General features: G+C 66.1%; 18 protein-coding genes. 16 read left to right on the forward strand and 2 right to left on the reverse strand.

Annotated features, from left to right (window positions below; all coding sequences use genetic code 11):
• The first annotated feature begins 114 nt into the window (after positions 1 to 114).
• From LDZ27_RS21925 to LDZ27_RS21950, 6 genes are all read left to right on the forward strand, one after another.
• Positions 115 to 462 carry a hypothetical protein gene (locus LDZ27_RS21925; protein ID WP_244817896.1) on the forward strand — a complete coding sequence of 116 codons (348 nt, stop codon included), beginning with the start codon at positions 115 to 117 and terminating at the stop codon, positions 460 to 462.
• Between the two features lie 37 nt (positions 463 to 499).
• Positions 500 to 1,162, forward strand: a complete 663-nt coding sequence (locus tag LDZ27_RS21930) for a MarC family protein (RefSeq protein ID WP_244817897.1) — start codon at positions 500 to 502, stop codon at positions 1,160 to 1,162.
• A 98-nt stretch (positions 1,163 to 1,260) separates the two neighbouring features.
• Complete coding sequence (gene araD, locus LDZ27_RS21935; RefSeq protein ID WP_244817898.1) at positions 1,261 to 3,006, forward strand: L-arabinonate dehydratase; 1,746 nt, start codon at positions 1,261 to 1,263, stop codon at positions 3,004 to 3,006.
• 16 nt (positions 3,007 to 3,022) lie between these two features.
• Entirely contained in the window at positions 3,023 to 3,757 is a 735-nt protein-coding gene (locus LDZ27_RS21940; protein WP_244817899.1) for a ribonuclease activity regulator RraA, read from the forward strand.
• A 175-nt stretch (positions 3,758 to 3,932) separates the two neighbouring features.
• Complete coding sequence (locus LDZ27_RS21945) at positions 3,933 to 5,204, forward strand: MFS transporter (protein WP_244818006.1); 1,272 nt, start codon at positions 3,933 to 3,935, stop codon at positions 5,202 to 5,204.
• Between the two features lie 45 nt (positions 5,205 to 5,249).
• Entirely contained in the window at positions 5,250 to 6,314 is a 1,065-nt protein-coding gene (locus LDZ27_RS21950) for a LacI family DNA-binding transcriptional regulator (RefSeq protein ID WP_244817900.1), read from the forward strand.
• Here LDZ27_RS21950 and nudC read toward each other — a convergent pair.
• The gene (gene nudC, locus LDZ27_RS21955) at positions 6,311 to 7,246 is read right to left on the reverse strand and encodes an NAD(+) diphosphatase (protein WP_244817901.1); all 936 of its coding nucleotides are present in this window, start codon (positions 7,244 to 7,246) and stop codon (positions 6,311 to 6,313) included. The genes LDZ27_RS21950 and nudC overlap by 4 nt on opposite strands.
• 212 nt (positions 7,247 to 7,458) lie before the next feature.
• Between nudC and LDZ27_RS21960 the strand changes: the two genes are divergently transcribed.
• The 5 genes from LDZ27_RS21960 (at position 7,459) to LDZ27_RS21980 (ending at position 11,383) form a co-directional block, all read left to right on the forward strand.
• Positions 7,459 to 7,809 carry a hypothetical protein gene (locus LDZ27_RS21960; protein ID WP_244817902.1) on the forward strand — a complete coding sequence of 117 codons (351 nt, stop codon included), beginning with the start codon at positions 7,459 to 7,461 and terminating at the stop codon, positions 7,807 to 7,809.
• Positions 7,810 to 7,984: 175 nt separating this feature from the next.
• Complete coding sequence (locus LDZ27_RS21965; protein WP_244817903.1) at positions 7,985 to 8,644, forward strand: glutathione S-transferase family protein; 660 nt, start codon at positions 7,985 to 7,987, stop codon at positions 8,642 to 8,644.
• A 31-nt stretch (positions 8,645 to 8,675) separates the two neighbouring features.
• Positions 8,676 to 9,392, forward strand: a complete 717-nt coding sequence (locus LDZ27_RS21970; protein ID WP_244817904.1) for a DUF899 family protein — start codon at positions 8,676 to 8,678, stop codon at positions 9,390 to 9,392.
• Positions 9,393 to 9,513: 121 nt separating this feature from the next.
• Positions 9,514 to 10,266, forward strand: a complete 753-nt coding sequence (locus LDZ27_RS21975) for a septal ring lytic transglycosylase RlpA family protein (protein WP_244817905.1) — start codon at positions 9,514 to 9,516, stop codon at positions 10,264 to 10,266.
• 73 nt (positions 10,267 to 10,339) lie between these two features.
• A complete protein-coding gene (locus LDZ27_RS21980; RefSeq protein ID WP_244817906.1) occupies positions 10,340 to 11,383 on the forward strand; it encodes a phytoene/squalene synthase family protein in 1,044 nt (347 codons plus the stop codon).
• Here the strand turns inward: LDZ27_RS21980 and LDZ27_RS21985 are convergent.
• A complete protein-coding gene (locus LDZ27_RS21985) occupies positions 11,380 to 12,201 on the reverse strand; it encodes a LysR substrate-binding domain-containing protein (protein WP_244818007.1) in 822 nt (273 codons plus the stop codon). The two genes, LDZ27_RS21980 and LDZ27_RS21985, sit on opposite strands and share 4 nt — an antisense overlap.
• Positions 12,202 to 12,342: 141 nt before the next feature.
• On the opposite strand from LDZ27_RS21985, the gene LDZ27_RS21990 reads away from it, so the two are divergent.
• The 5 genes from LDZ27_RS21990 (at position 12,343) to LDZ27_RS22010 (ending at position 15,764) form a co-directional block, all read left to right on the forward strand.
• On the forward strand, positions 12,343 to 13,221 hold the full coding sequence (locus LDZ27_RS21990; protein WP_244817907.1) for an alpha/beta fold hydrolase: 879 nt from the start codon (positions 12,343 to 12,345) through the stop codon (positions 13,219 to 13,221).
• A 134-nt stretch (positions 13,222 to 13,355) separates the two neighbouring features.
• Positions 13,356 to 13,763 (forward strand): hypothetical protein, encoded by a 408-nt coding sequence (locus LDZ27_RS21995; RefSeq protein ID WP_244817908.1) that lies wholly within the window; start codon positions 13,356 to 13,358, stop codon positions 13,761 to 13,763.
• Between the two features lie 163 nt (positions 13,764 to 13,926).
• Positions 13,927 to 14,823 (forward strand): fructose bisphosphate aldolase, encoded by an 897-nt coding sequence (locus LDZ27_RS22000; protein WP_244817909.1) that lies wholly within the window; start codon positions 13,927 to 13,929, stop codon positions 14,821 to 14,823.
• Positions 14,824 to 15,003: 180 nt separating this feature from the next.
• The gene (locus tag LDZ27_RS22005; RefSeq protein WP_244817910.1) at positions 15,004 to 15,312 is read left to right on the forward strand and encodes a DUF4148 domain-containing protein; all 309 of its coding nucleotides are present in this window, start codon (positions 15,004 to 15,006) and stop codon (positions 15,310 to 15,312) included.
• A gap of 227 nt (positions 15,313 to 15,539) precedes the next feature.
• Positions 15,540 to 15,764 carry a hypothetical protein gene (locus tag LDZ27_RS22010; RefSeq protein ID WP_244817911.1) on the forward strand — a complete coding sequence of 75 codons (225 nt, stop codon included), beginning with the start codon at positions 15,540 to 15,542 and terminating at the stop codon, positions 15,762 to 15,764.
• Positions 15,765 to 15,777 lie beyond the last annotated feature (13 nt).

Raw genomic sequence — 15,777 nt, forward strand, 5'->3', positions numbered from 1 at the left:
TGCCGGTTCAGACCTGCGCGTTCTGCCGCGCCCGAAGCTGCCACCGTGACGCAACGCCGGGCACTCGAGCGGCGTGAAGTAGAATGCGGCCTCCTTCCCCCTTTATGGCGACGCATGTTGCGCAAGGCCTGGCGCGGAGAAGAACGCTTCTGGAAAGTATGGTGGCTGCTGGGCCTGCCGTTGCATCTGGCATGGTGGGCGGTGTATCTGTACCTCGTGGCCAGCGGCGTCGCTCCCGAATCGTTCCTCCTCATGACCGTATGGTTCTGGCCCGGCACGCTGGGCCTGTTCGCGGCGTGCGCCGCGCTTTATCTCGCGTGGTGCGCGGCCGCGTGGCGCTGCTCGGGCAACGTCGACCGCCGCGTCTGGACGTATGTGGCGCGCGTGCTCATCGGCGTGGGACTCGGCTCGTTCCTGACCGAGTGCGCGCTGATTCTCGCCGCGCCGCTGATTTCCGGCTGACGCACGCTCCCCGAGACGACGACACGGACACCCGCGCATGCTCAACGAATTCGCCAAGACCGTTCTCGTCATCGTCGCCGGGCTTTTTCCGATCCTGAATCCGCCCGCGGTTGCGCTCGTCGTGCTGAGCGTGCTGCCGCATATCAGCGATGCCGAACGCCGCGAGCTCGCCCGGCGCATCTCCGTCAACAGCTTCGTGATTCTTCTGGCTTCGCTGTCGGTCGGCGCTTATGTGCTCGAGTTCTTCGGCATTTCGATTGCCGTGCTGCGCGTCGCGGGCGGCATCGTGGTTGCGATGGCGGGCTGGGGGCTGCTTCAGGCGCCCGACGACGATTCCGCCGAACCCGCGCCGAAGCCGCGCAGCGGCGCATCGTTGCGAGCGAAGGCGTTCTACCCGCTGACGCTGCCGATCACCGTCGGTCCCGGCGCGATCGCCGTCGCCATCGCGCTCGGAACCGGCTCGCCGCGGCACGGCGCGCAGCCGGTGCATCTCGCCGGCGTGGGCGTCGGTCTCCTGCTGGTGTGCGCGAGCATCTACGTGTGCGTGCGCTTCGCCGGGCATCTGGAGCGGCTGCTCGGCACGGTCGGCACGCAGGTCGCCATCCGGCTCTTCGCGTTCGTCATTTTCTGCATCGGCGTGCAGATTCTCTGGCTCGGGCTTTCCGAGCTGATCGCCTCCGTCCATCTCAGCATCAAGTAACCGCGTTTCCTTCGTAGAAACCCCAAGCGACGCTCGTCGATGATAACGCTACCATCGCCGTCATCGACATGGTAACGCTACCATCAAGGAGGCATCGCTTGACCTACGACCCCACGAAACGCAAGACGCCGGAAGAGTTGCGCAGCCATCGCTGGTATGGCGTGAACGATCTGCGCTCATTCGGCCATCGCTCGCGCACGGCGCAGATGGGCTATCACTCGTCCGATTACATGGGCAAGCCGGTCATTGCCGTGGTGAATACGTGGAGCGAGATCAACTCGTGCCACACGCACTTCAAGCAGCGCGTGGAGGAAGTGAAGCGCGGCATCTGGCAGGCGGGCGGTTTTCCTGTCGAAATGCCGGTGATGACGCTCGCCGAGCCGTTCCAGAAGCCCACGACGATGCTCTACCGCAACTTTCTCGCGATGGAAGTCGAGGAACTGCTGCGCTCCTATCCGTTCGATGGCTGCGTGCTGATGGGCGGCTGCGACAAGACCACGCCCGGCTTGCTGATGGGCGCGATCAGCATGGATCTGCCCGCCATCTATCTGCCCGCCGGCCCGATGCTGCGCGGCGACTGGAACGGCCGCACGCTCGGCAGCGGGTCGGACACCTGGAAGTACTGGGCCGACCTTCGCGCGGGCAAGATCACCGAGGACGAGTGGAAGGGCGTCGAAAGCGGCATCGCGCGCTCGCCCGGCCATTGCATGACGATGGGCACCGCGTCCACGATGACGAGCGCAACCGAAGCGCTCGGCCTCACGCTGCCCGGCTTCGCGTCGATTCCGGCGGTGGATTCGCGTCACGCGCAGTACGCGTCGCTGACGGGCCAGCGCATCGTCGACATGGTGTGGACCGACTTGAAGCCGTCCGACATTCTCACGGCGAAGTCCTTCGATAACGCGGTCACCACCGTGCTCGCGATGTCCGGCTCGACCAACGCGATCGTGCATCTGGTCGCGGTCGCGCGCCGGGCGGGCGTGCCGCTCACGACCGCGCGCTTCGACGAACTGTCGCGCGTGACGCCGGTCATCGGCAATCTGCGTCCGGCGGGCAAGTACCTGATGGAAGACTTTTTCTACGCGGGCGGCCTGCGCGCGCTGCTCGCCGAACTCGGCGACCTGATCGACGGCTCGCAGCTCACCATCAACGGCGCGACGCTCGGCGAGAACATCGCGGGCGCGGAAATCTTCAACGACGACGTGATTCGCCGGCGCAGCAATCCGCTCGTGCCCAACGACGGCCTCGCCGTGCTGACGGGCAACCTCGCGCCCGATGGCGCCGTCATCAAGCCCGCGGCGATGGAAGCGCATCTGCTGAAGCATCGCGGGCCGGCGGTCGTGTTCAAGGATTACGGCGACATGGCCGCGCGCATCGACGACGAAGCGCTCGACATCACCGCCGATTCCGTGATCGTGCTCCAGCACGCCGGTCCGGTCGGCGCGCCGGGCATGCCGGAGTGGGGCCAGTTGCCGATCCCGCAGAAGCTGCTCAAGGAAGGCGTGCGCGACATGGTCCGCATCTCCGATGCGCGCATGAGCGGCACGAGCTACGGCGCGTGCGTGCTGCACGTCGCGCCGGAATCGTTCGTCGGCGGGCCGCTCGCGCTCGTGAAAGACGGCGATATGGTCGAACTCGACGTGCCCGCGCGGCGCCTGCATCTCGAAGTCAGCGACGAGGAACTCGCCGCGCGCAAGGCTGCGTGGACGCCGCCGAAGCGCCCGTTCGAACGCGGCTTCGGCGTGATGCATCAACTGCACGTCACGCAGGCGAACAAGGGCTGCGACTTCGATTTCCTCGAAGAGAAGACCGCTCAACACGGCGGCGAGCCGGAAATCCACTGAACAAGACGACATCATCATGACGACACAAGACATCGCCATCTCCGACGAAACGCTTGAACTGCTGCGCCACGTCAGCACCGCCACGCTCACGACGCAGCTTTTCAAGCGCGGCCTGCGCAACGTGTTCCTGCAAGGCATCGCGCCGCTCGTGAAGCCCGCGAAGGGCGCGCCGAATCTCGTCGGCCCGGCTTTTACGCTGCGCAACATTCCGGCGCGCGAGGACATCGATCACGTCGGCGTGTTTCAGGACCCCGATCATCCGCAGCGCAAGGCCGTCGAGAGCGCGCCGCCGGGCAGCGTGCTCGTGCAGGATTGCCGCGGCGACCGCACGGTGGCATCGACCGGCTCGATCCTCACGACGCGCCTGAAAGTGCGCGGCGTCGCGGGCATGGTGTCGGACGGCTGCGTGCGCGACAGCGGCACCATCGGCGAAATCGGGTTGCCGCTCTTTTGCGCGGGCGCGAGCGCGCCGCTCAATCTGGCGAAGCATCACGCGGTGGACATGAACGTGCCGATCGCGTGCGGCGGCGTGGCGGTGTATCCGGGCGATATCGTCGTCGGCGACGCGGATGGCGTCGTGATCGTGCCGCGTCATATGGCGGAGCAGGTCGCGAAGGACGCGACCGAGCAGGAACGGATGGAAGAGTTCCTGACGGCGCGTGTGGAAGCCGGCGCGATGCTGCGCGGCACGTATCCGCCGAACGAGGAGACGCTTGCCGCTTACGCCGAATGGCGCAAGGCGCGCGGGTGAAACGTCGGAAACCCGCTCGCGCGATGCGGGCGGACGTTGATGAGGCCGCGGCGAGCGCGTGAGACGCAAAGGGCGGCCAACAGGAGACACAGTGAATTCCCCTCGAACGCTTTCCCCGAACGCGACGCCCGCCATCGACGAGCCGCGCCTCATCAACCGTCTCGCGTGGCGTCTGATGCCGCTCGTCGGCCTCTTGTATCTCGTCGCGTATATCGACCGCTCGAACATCGGCTTCGCCAAGCTGCAGATGCTCGGCAGTCTCGGCATTTCGGAAGTCGCTTACGGGCTCGGCGCGTCGCTCTTTTTTATCGGCTATCTGATTTTCGAGATTCCGAGCAACGTGCTGCTGCACAAGTACGGCGCGCCGCGCTGGATCGCGCGGATCATGCTGACGTGGGGCATCGTCACGATCCTGCTCGCGTTCACCAAGAGCGCGACGATGTTCTACATCCTGCGCTTTCTGCTCGGCGCGTCCGAGGCGGGGCTTTATCCGGGCGTCATCTATTACCTGACGCTGTGGTTTCCGCAACGGCATCGCGTGCGCATGCTCGGGTATTTCACGCTCGGCAGCAGCATCGGCAACATGGTCGGCGCGCCGATCTGCGGCTATCTGCTCGACAAGGACTGGTTCCATCTGCAAGGCTGGCAGCTCGTATTCATCGTGACCGGCGTGCCTTCGGTGCTGCTCACGGCGGTCGTGCTGCTGTGGCTGCCGGCATCGCCGAAAAAAGCGGCGTTCCTCTCCGACCAGGAAAAAATCTGGCTCGACGCCACGCTCGACGCCGAGCGTCAGCAGGCGAGAAAGGCCGAAACGAGTCACGCGGGCATTCTGCGCGTGCTGGCCGAGCCGCGCGTGATCGGCATGGCGCTCTATTACATGATGCTGTCGATGTCCGTCTACGGCGTGAGCTACTGGCTGCCGACGCTTGTCAAGGGCTTCGGCGTGTCGAACACGACCAACGGCCTGCTCAACATCGTGCCGTGGCTCGCGGCAACCGTCGTGCTCGCGTGGCTGCCTGCGAAGTTGCGCGCGTCGAACGGATCGGACAGGCGCACGAGCGTCGCGATGCTGACCGCCGCGCTGCTCGGCGTCGTGTTCTTCCTCGCGAGCGTCTTTTTGCCGACCAACACGATGCGCTTTGTCGCGCTCTGTTGCGGCGCGCCCTGCATGTATCTGCTGCTGCCGTGCTTCTGGACGATCCCGCCGAAGTTCCTGACCGGCGCGCGCGCGGCGGCGGGCATCGCCGCGATCAATTCGCTCGGCAACGTGGGCGGATTCATCGCGCAGAATCTCGTGCCGTGGGTGCGGCAGACGAGCGGCAGCGTAAAGGCGCCGATGCTGATTCCGGCCGCGTGCCTCCTGATCTTCGCCATCGTGACGATGCTGCTGATGCGCCGCGCGAAGGCGCGCGGCGACGCACCCGCCGATGCGCCCGCGAAGGCCTAGAATGGCGCGTTTTTTCCGGACCGCCCTTCGAGCGACAGCCAACGCATGACCAAGCCCGCTGAACACGCCGCCATCGACGCACCGGACGCACCGCCGTCCGCCGCAAGGCGCACGCGCGGCGCGCCGAAGGGCGTGCGCATCACGGACGTGGCGGCGTCGGCGGGCGTGTCGCCGATCACGGTGTCGCGCGTCTTCAATGCGCCCGATACCGTCGCGCCGGAAACGCTCGCGCGCGTGCGGCAGGCCGTCAGCGAACTCGGCTACGTGCCGAACCGGCTGGCGGGCGGATTGTCGTCGGCGAAATCGCGGCTGATCGCGGCCATCGTGCCGACTGTCGCGCATTCGCTCTTCTCCGAAACGGTGCAGGTTTTCAGCGATACGATGTCGCGCGCCGGCTACCAGGTCCTGCTCGGTCTTTCCGGCTACAGCGACGAAAACGAGGACCAGCTTCTCGACGCCGTGCTGAGCCGCCGTCCGGAAGGCGTGCTGCTCACGGGCGTCGCGCATGCGCCGACGCTGCGCGAACGGCTGCGCAAGATCGGCATTCCGATTGTCGAAACGTGGGACATGACCGACGATCCCATCGACATGCTGGTCGGCTTCTCGCACTACAGGATCGGCGTGGCGGTGGCCGAGCGCTTCATCGCGCGCGGCGCGCGGCGTCCGGCGCTCGTCTCCGCGAACGACGAGCGCGCGCTCGCGCGGCGGCGCGGCTTCGTCGATACCCTCGCGCAGCACGGCATGCGCGACGTCGCCGATGTGCTGATGCCGCCGCCCACGTCCGTCGCGCTCGGCAAGGACGCGCTGCGGCGCATCGTCGGTAAGAAGCCGCGAGCCGATGCCGTCTTTTGCAGCTCCGATCTGCTCGCGCTCGGCGTGGTCTCCGAGGCGCGTCGGCTCGGCATCGAGATCGGGCGCGAACTCGCGGTCTGCGGCTTCGGCGACCTCGAATTCGCCGCCGACACGACGCCCGCGCTCACCACGGTTCGCGTCGACGGCAAGCGCATCGGCGCGACGGCGGCGCGCTGTCTGATCGAGCGGCTTTCCGGCGCGGCGTCGGTGCCGCCGGTGGATGTCGGCTTCGAGATCGTCGGGCGCGAGACGCTCTAGAGCGCGCCGCCCTGCGCGAACGCCTTCAGCAAGTGATGCGCGATGGCGAACGGCTTCGGCGCCGAAAGCCCCTGCGGGTGCGTGCCGTCGAGCATCGCGACGACTTCCTCGCGCGTGAACCAGCGCGCGTCTTCCAGTTCCTTTTCATCGACGACGATTTCGGCTTCCGTCGCGCGCGCGAGGCAGCCGATCATCAGCGAGGACGGAAACGGCCACGGCTGCGACGCGAAATAGCGCACGTCGGTGCAGCGGATGCCCGCTTCCTCCAGCACTTCCCGATACACCGCATGCTCGAACGTCTCGCCCGGCTCGATAAAGCCCGCGAGCGTCGAATACATGCCCGGCGCGAACTGCGGCTGGCGGCCGAGCAGACAGCGCTCGCCGTCCGTGACGAGCATGATGACGACCGGATCGACGCGCGGAAAATGCTGCGCGCCGCAATTGCCGCAGATGCGCCGCCAGCCGGCGCCCGCGCTGTCGGTCGCGTGAGCGCAGTTCGCGCAGAAGCGATGCCGCCGATGCCAGTCGAGCATCGAGCGCGCCTCGCCGAGCGCGCTGACGAGAAGCGGCGCGACGAGGCCCTGCATCGCGACCGGCCGCAATTCGATGCCTTCGACGGGCACGCCGCCGAGCGCGTCGGCGGCGGCTTCGGCGCTCGTGTCGAACGTGCACGCAAAAAGCGCGCGCTCGCCGGCGTCGCGGCCGAGCAGCACGCTCTCCCGCGGCGCGCCCAGCTTCGCGGCTTCGTCTGCGGCGAAGAGCGGATCGTGCCCGTCGGCGCGACGGAAAAGCGGCACGGTGTTCGCGAAAAGCAGAAAGCGCGTGGAAGCATCGTCGCGCAGGCGGGCGACGAACGCTTCGTCGTCGCGTTTTTCGGAGATGCGGTCGAGCGGATCGAGCGTGAAACCGATGGCGTGGGGCGGCGTGGGCATGATGTTCCGAAGAGGGCGGCGGCGCGCGCCCGGAGGGTCGATGTCAAGCGAGCATCGTAGCCAAGTTGACGCATCCTTGCTGGCGGGCTCGTCGCGGGCATTGTCGACGGAAGGCGGGCGGCGCGCCGCGTCGCTTTAGGAATTCTCCCGTGGCGGGCATCGTTGCGCGGCTTCTAGAGTCTCATTCCCCAATTTGCACAGAGGAGCGACTCATGGAGGCGAAAATGATGGTATCGGTGAACGAAAAGGGCCAGGCGGTCATCACGCATGCGATGCCGCTCGTCGATTACTGCGTGAAGCGCGCACAGACGCTGCGCGCGATGGTCGAGCTCGTGAGCGCGGGCAAGCACGGCGCGGCCGCCGACCACGCTTGCCCGGTTTCGTCGACGCTCGCCAAGCCGCTGCTGGAGCTGATCCGCGCGCACATCGACGAGCTGGAGCCGCTTTTTCGCGCGGTCGACCAGCACGCCTACGAGAAGGGTTTCGACGACGGCAAGGATGTCGGCTATCCGCGAAAGAACCGGCCGGAGAGCGCGAAGGAGGGCGCGTCGTCAGCGCGTTGAGGTGAAGCGCGCGGCGGGCGGCGCGTTCATCCCTTGCACGAGAAGGCAGCCGCGCGGCATCGAAAAAAAATCGCTCGCCGGCTGTCGCAATGTGTCGATCCGGCGCGGCGCCGTTCGTCGTCGATACAGCCGGCGAAACAACGCGCCAAATCGTTCCCACGACGGAGGTTGTCCGATGAGCCTCATCCTGTACGCGCATCCCTTTTCCTCGTACTGCCAGAAGGTGCTGACCGCGCTCTACGAGAACGCGACGCCGTTCACCTTGCGGCCGCTCACGTTCGAGACGCCCGAGCCGATGCAGGAACTCGCCGAACTATGGCCGATGAAGCGCTTCCCGGTGCTGCTCGACCACGGCAGGCCGGTGATCGAATCGACGATCATCATCGAATATCTGAGCCTGTTTCATCCGGGGCCGGTTTTGCTCATTCCGGTCGATCCGCGCGCCGCGCTGGAGGCGCGCTGGATGGACCGCTTCTTCGACAACTATGTGTCCACGCCGCAGCAAAAGATCGTTTTCGACGCCATGCGCGCGGAAAACGAACGCGATCCGCGCGGCGTCGCGGATGCGGGTGCCATGCTCGCTACGTCGTATGCGTATCTCGACCGCGTGATGGCCTCGCGCGAATGGGCCGCCGGCGACGCGTTCACCCTCGCCGATTGCGCCGCCGCGCCGTTTCTGTTCTACGCGGACTGGACGCACCGCATCGGCGATGCGTTCACCAACGTCATCGCGTATCGCGAGCGACTGCTCGCGCGGCCCTCTTTCGCGCGCGCGGTGGACGAGGCGCGACCGTATCGGCGGCTCTTTCCACTCGGCGCGCCCGATCGCGACTAACCGAACGACGGCATTCGACAGGAGACATCGCATGACATCGACATCCGCACCAACATCCGACCTCGTTCCCGCCGCGGAACTTGCGCGACGCGCCACGATGACGTTTCCCAACGAAAGCGCGGATTACCGGCGCGCGCGCATCGCGCTGCTTGCAGAGGAAATCGAATTGCGCCGGCATATCGAGCGCGTCGCGCGCATGCGCCGCGCCTTGCCGCCCGGCGGCGAAGTAACGGGCGACTATCGCTTCGAAGGCGAACAGGGCGCGCTCGATTTCGCCGGTCTTTTCGGCGACAAGGACACGCTCGTCACCTACAGCTACATGTTCGGTCCGCAGCGCGAGCGGCCATGCCCGATGTGCACGTCGCTCCTGTCGGCCTGGGAAGGCGAAGCGCGCGATATCGGGCAACGCGTGGCGCTCGCGGTCATCGCGCGCTCGCCGCTGGAAAGGCTCGTCGCGTTCAAGAACGAACGCGGCTGGCGGCATTTGCGGCTTTACAGCGATATCGACGGCGCGTTTTCCCGCGGCTATCACGCGATTTCGGCGGAAAGCGGCGACGAGCCGGCGCTGAACGTCTTCACACGGCGCGACGGCGTGAACCGCCATTTCTGGAGCGGCGAGATGGATTTCGCGACCGCCGATCCGGGCGAAGACCCGCGCGGCGCACCCGATCCCATGCCGCTTTGGACTGTCCTCGACATGACGCCGGAAGGACGCGGCACGAACTGGTATCCGAAACTCGACTACTGACACCGCGAACGCTTTCGTCAATTTGTGTCATATCTGCGAGTGAGCGGTCAACGGGCGTTTGCTGTCGGCGTTATGAGGAGCCGGTTCGCAGTTGAACCGGTTTTCCCGGAGTTGGTCGCAGATGGTCGCAAAAGCATTCATTATTCACTCGCGCGTGGCCGGTCTCGCATCGCTCGGCGCGTGGGCGCTGGTTTCAGGCTGCGCGGCGCATCGGCCCGTTGCTGACACCGCGCCGCAGGACATCGCGCCGCCTCAAAACGAGCGCGAGCCGGTCGCGTCCGCGCCGCAAGCGTCGAATTCCGTGGATGCTCAAGACGCGCGGCAAGCTCGCACGCCGCTCGCGGACGACGCCCGAGCGGGATTCCACGAGGTCGGCGAGGCGTCGTATTACAGCAGCCGGTTTCAGGGCCGTCGCACGGCAAGCGGCGAACGCTACGACATGCACGCGCTCACGGCGGCGCATCGCACGTTGCCGCTCGGGTCGTACGTGCGCGTGAGCAACCTGTCGGGGACCAAGTCCGTCATCGTGCGAATCAACGATCGCGGTCCATTCACGAAATCGCGCGTGATCGATTTGTCGTTCGCGGCGGCGAGTCTCATCGGCTTGCAGCACGCCGGGCGGGCGCAAGTCGTCGTGGAGCCTGTCCGCTCGGCCGAGTCCGTCGAGCCTGCGGAGTCCGTCGGGTCCATCCGGCCTGTCTCGCTGCAACTCCGGCAACCGGCGTCCGCGCTCGCGACGAGCGCATCGGTCAAGCCGGTGACGCTGCATATATCGCACGGAAGGCGTGCAGCGCACGCGGCGCATGCAACGCACCCAACGCACGCGACCCACACCGCGCACGCGCGTCACCGCACGGCGCGGCACAAGCACTAGTTCGCGCGGCGGGGCGGATACAATGCGGCGGCGCGCAGCATCGCGCGTCCCGCCGAGTCATCCGATCCGACACATGAATCCAACGTCCCGGGCCTTTCTCCTCGGCCCGCTTCTGAAGCGCGTCTCGCGGTCTTTCTATCTGACGCTGCGCATCCTGCCGCCCGCGATGCGCGATCCCATCGGTCTCGCGTATTTGCTCGCGCGCGCCGCCGACACCATCGCGGATACATCGCTCGTCTCGCCCGAACGCCGCCTCGATCTGCTGCTCTCGCTGCGCGCACAAGTGAACGGCGCGCCCGACGATGCCGCGCTCGCGCGCATCGCCGATGATGTCGCCGGCCAGCAGACGCAGCAGGACGAGCGCGTGCTGCTCGAATCGCTCGGCGCCGCGTTTGCGATTCTGCGCGACCTGAACGCCGCCGACCGCGACGCCGTGCGCGACATCGTGACGACGCTCACCACCGGCATGGAGTTCGATCTGCGCACGTTCCCCGATGAAACGTCGGGCCAGATCGCCGCGCTCGAACGCTTCGACGAGCTCGACCGCTACACGTATCTCGTGGCGGGATGCGTCGGCGAATTCTGGACGAAGATGACTTACGCGCACATGCCGGGCGCCCTGAAAGCCGCGCCCGACGCGATGCTCGCGCGCGGCGTGCGCTTCGGCAAAGCCTTGCAGATGACCAATGTGCTGCGCGATTGCCCGCGCGATCTGCGCATTGGCCGATGCTATCTGCCCGCCGCGATGCTCGCGCGTCGCGGGCTCGCGCCGCACGATCTGCTCGCGCCCGATGCGTCGTCGCGTGCGCAGCCGGTGCTCGCCGATCTGTTGCGCACGACGCTTTCGCTGTTTCAGGACGCGATCGATTACACGCTCGCCATTCCGCCGGGCGCCGTCCGTCTGCGCCTCGCGTGCCTGTGGCCGATCATGATCGGCCTCGACACGCTCGTCCTGCTCGCGCGCAACCGCGCGTGGCTCGACCCGGCGCAGCCCTCGAAGGTTCGCCGCAACGACGTTTATCGGATCATGGCGGTGTCGCTGCCGCTCGTCGCATCGAACGCGATGGTGCGCGCATGGGCCGCGCGCCGCGTGCGCGCAATCGAAGCCGAGCTTTAACGCCGCAATTCCGCGATGATGCGTTCCGCAAGGAAATCGCACGGCGGGCGCCGCGACGCCGCGCTGCGCGCAAGCACCACTTCGAGCGCGGCGATTTCCGGCAAACCCTGCGCCTGTCCGAGTAGCGTGAAATGCGACGGCACCGCGCACTTCGCGAGCGGCGCGACGGCGAGGCCCGCTTCGGCCATCGTCAAAAGACCGAGCAGGCTCGGACTCTCGTAAGACGTGCGATAGCCGATGCGCGCGCGCTCGAGACTTCGGATCGCGTTTTCGCGCGCGACGCTGCCGGGCAGAAACACCGCGATCGGCAACGGCCGTTCGCGCCAGATTTCGTTCGCGCCCGGCGCGGCGGCCCAGACCATCGGCTCGTGACGCAGGAATTCGCCGGTGATGCCCTTTACGCGCGTGGCGCAGACGAGATCGACGGCGCCGTCTTTGAGCATCGGCGCGAGCGCGGCGCTCGGCAGTCCGACGACCTGTATCTCGACCTTCGGATACGTCGCCGAGAATTTCTTGAGAATGGGCGGAAAGAGCGACGACGCGTAGTCGTCCGGCACGCCGATCACCACGCGCCCGGTCACGTCGGGGCGCACGACGGCGGCCCACGCCTCGTCGCGCAGCGCGATCATGCGGCGCGCGTAGGTGAGCAGCACTTCGCCGTCCTGCGTCGGCACCACGCTGCGCGGCTTGCGCACGAACAGCGCCTTGCCGAGCGCCGTTTCGAGCGTCTTGATTTGCATGCTGACCGCCGATTGCGAGCGATGCACGAGCTCCGCCGCGCGGCTGATGTTGCCGGTGTCGGCAACGGCGACGATCATCGAAAGGACGTCGAGGTCGAGCGTTTTGCTGGCGTGGGGCACGGGTGATTCGGTATCAGAAAAACTGAACGATTCTATCAATATTATGCGTTTTTCTTTTGCCTCGACGCGGCGCATAGTGACGCCAAGGAGAGAAAACCGATGAACGCGCGTACCGATCCCGCCGTGCTGGCCGCAGTGCAAACCTTGCCGGAACCGTCGTTCGCGACGATCGCCTCGGGCATTTCCGTGCCTTACGTCGAATGCGGCGAGGGCGAGCCGCTTCTCTTCGTGCACGGTTCGCTCTGCGACTTCCGCTACTGGACCGCGCAACTCGCGCCGCTCGGCGAGCACTTTCGCTGCATCGCGCCGAGCCTGAGTCATTACTGGCCCGCCGTCGATGCCTTCGTGCAAGGCGAATTCGGCTGGCAGGCGCACGTCGCGGAGATGGCGGAGTTCATCGTGGCGATGGATCTCGCGCCGGTGCATCTCGTCGGGCATTCGCGCGGCGGCTGCATCGCGTTTCATCTCGCGCGCGAATATCCGCGGCTCGTCAAGACGCTGACGCTCGCCGACCCCGGCGGTCCGCTGCAATCCGCGCCTCAATCCGCGCAAACAACGCCCGCCGCGCTGCCGCCCGCGACGAACGCGTTGCGCGCGCGCGTAGCCGAGTTGATCGAAGAGGGCGACTTCGACACCGGTCTCGAACTGTTCGTCGATTCGGTCAGCATGCCCGGCTTCTGGCGCAAAAGCACGGCGGGCTTCCGGCGCATGGCGCTCGACAACGCGCTCACGCTGCCCAAGCAGTTCGGCGATCCGCTGCCCGCCTACACACGCGACGCCGCGCGCGACATCAAATGCCGCACGCTGCTCATCGACGGGCAAAAAAGCCCGCGCATGTTCCGCAACAACGTGGAGAAGCTCGTCGAGTGGATCGAGTTCGCGGAGCGGCAGACCATCGCGGGGGCATCGCACGGAATGAATGTCGCGAGTCCGGCGGCATTCAATCGCGCAGTGCTGGCTTTCGCGCTCGCGTGGTGACGCAAACGATCGAACGGTCATGCGCCTAGCGCGCTTTTCCTCCGACATTTCGCGCACTGTTGTGACGGCACAACCGAAAACGCGGGACGCCCGGGCTAACATCGTCGGCACCTCATCGTCCAAAAGAGGCATCCGTGAGTACGGGCCACGACGATCTCGACGCTTGGAAGCGCCAGCGCACCGTCGCACTGGCGTTCGAACTGGCCGATAGCGGCCGTTGCGAGCATATCGGCGACATCGCCTACGCGCTCCAATTCGAGCACGGCCTCGCGTCGGCGCAGGCGCTCATCGACGACGCCGACATGCGCCGTCGGCTCAACGAGCGTTGCGCCAACGCGCGCGACGCGCTGCTGCCCGAGCCGGCCGAATCGCCCGAACCGCCCGAACCGCCCGAACCTGAGACTCTCCCGCAAACCGACGCCGCAGCGAAGCCCGAACCTTCGACGCTGCGCCGCACCGCCTCCGCGCTGTGGCGTTCGGCCGCCCGCGCCGCGAAAGCCGACTCCATCGAGTCGCCCGACCTGAATTCCGCCGCGTCGTAATCCGCACGCTTTTCGGCCCCGAACGGAAGGCATCGCCGGGGAAATGGCGGATTTGCACGAGAATGGCGCGTGCCAAAACCTTTAAACTTGAGAAAGTTGAACCAGAAGCCCGGACCGTGCTCGCGCGCGTGTCCGGCGTTTGAACTTTGAGGAGGAAATGTTCGTGGCTAACGAAAAAATGCTGGCGCAGATGGCGGAAAAGCAGGGTTTCATCGCCGCGCTGGATCAAAGCGGTGGTTCGACGCCCGGCGCGCTGCGCCAATACGGCATTGCGGACGACGCCTATAACGGCGACGACGACATGTTCAAGCTGATGCACGAAATGCGCGTTCGCATCATGACCGCGCCGTCTTTCACGGGCGACAAGGTCATCGGCGCGATTCTCTTCGAACGCACGATGGACGGCGAAGCGCAAGGCAAGCCGGTGCCGACGTTCCTGTGGGAAGACCGCGGCGTCGTGCCGTTCCTGAAAGTGGACAAGGGTCTCGAAGCCGAAGCCGACGGCGTGCAGGTCATGAAGCCGATTCCCGGCCTCGACGCGCTGCTCCAACGCGCGGCGAAGCTCGGCGTCTTTGGCACCAAGATGCGCTCGGTGATTCATCAGGCGTCCGAGAAGGGCATCGCGGCGGTCGCGAAGCAGCAGTTCGAAGTGGGCGCGCAGATCATCGCGCAGGGTCTCGTGCCGATTCTCGAACCCGAAGTGTCGATCAAAAGCCCGGACAAGAAGGGCGCGGAGAAGATTCTGCGCGACGAGTTGCTGAAGGGCCTCGATGCGCTGCCGGAATCGAGCCGCGTGATGATCAAGCTGACGATTCCCGACGAAGCGGATTTCTATCGTCCGCTGATCGAGCATCCGCGTGTCGTGCGCGTGGTGGCGCTTTCGGGCGGCTACTCGCGCAGCGACGCGTGCAAGCGGCTTGCCGAGAACCACGGCATGATCGCGAGCTTTTCGCGCGCGCTCATCAACGAGTTGAAGAAGTCCATGAGCGACGACGAGTTCAACACGACGCTCGGCCAATCGATCGACGAGATTTATCAGGCCTCCGTCGAAAAGGTCTGATATCGCGCAGTGCGCCGGGGACGCGCGCCCCGGCGCTTTCGATTCAGCGCGGTTTCACCAACAGTGACTTCGTGGTTTAGGTATTTACCCTCAGGCGCGTGGTTTTTACACTTTCGTCATCGGTCGCGCGCGACTCAAGCCGTGAGCGATCGCCGACAGAACGCACGCGAGGGATGAATCATGAAGAAGCTGTTTGGTATTGCGGCGCTTGCCGTTGCACTCTCCACGCCGGTTGCGTCCTTTGCGCAATCGAATCAGCCAGTCACGCGCGCGCAGGTTCGCGCCGAACTCGTCGAGCTGGAACAGGCGGGCTACACCCCGTCCGTTCGCAACGATCCCAGCTATCCCGCCGATCTTCAGGCCGCCGAAGCGCGCATCGCGGCAAAGCAGCGCGCCTATGGCGGCGCATCGGACGTCACGGCGCAATCGGGCGCGCGCGTCACGAGCCAGAGCCAGGCGAATCCGTTGCCGACGTTCGCGCATCACTGATCGCAGCGCGCCTTGCGTAGCACGTCTTGCATGGCGTGCTACGGACGCGCCATCGCGATCATTAGTCCGTTCGATTGTTGACTGGGGTTCGTCACGCTTGGGTCGCGCTCCGCCCGATTCCTGTACTCAAGTAAGGGAAACGAACGGCGGCGCGGCGATAAGCGTTTCAGCCCTCGCGGTCGTCACTTGTCACGGCACGCCTGCCGGAACCATCATCGACGCCCATCATGACCGACCTTGCCTGGAACGTGCTTTTTTCGGTGTCCTCCGTAACGGCGGTCGCCATGCTGTCGTGCACGATCGCCACCTACCTCGAACTCTGGCGATTTCACGATCTCGGCTGGCGCTATCGCGAACCGACGCGGTTCCGTCTTCTGCGCGCCAACTGGTTCTTCTATCTGAACGCGGGCGCGTGTTTCGCGTCCGTCGGCGCGCTCGTCTACGCGACGTAAGGCTTTCACGCCA

Origin of the sequence: Caballeronia sp. Lep1P3, assembly GCF_022879595.1 — a bacterium.
Taxonomy (GTDB): Bacteria; Pseudomonadota; Gammaproteobacteria; order Burkholderiales; family Burkholderiaceae; genus Caballeronia.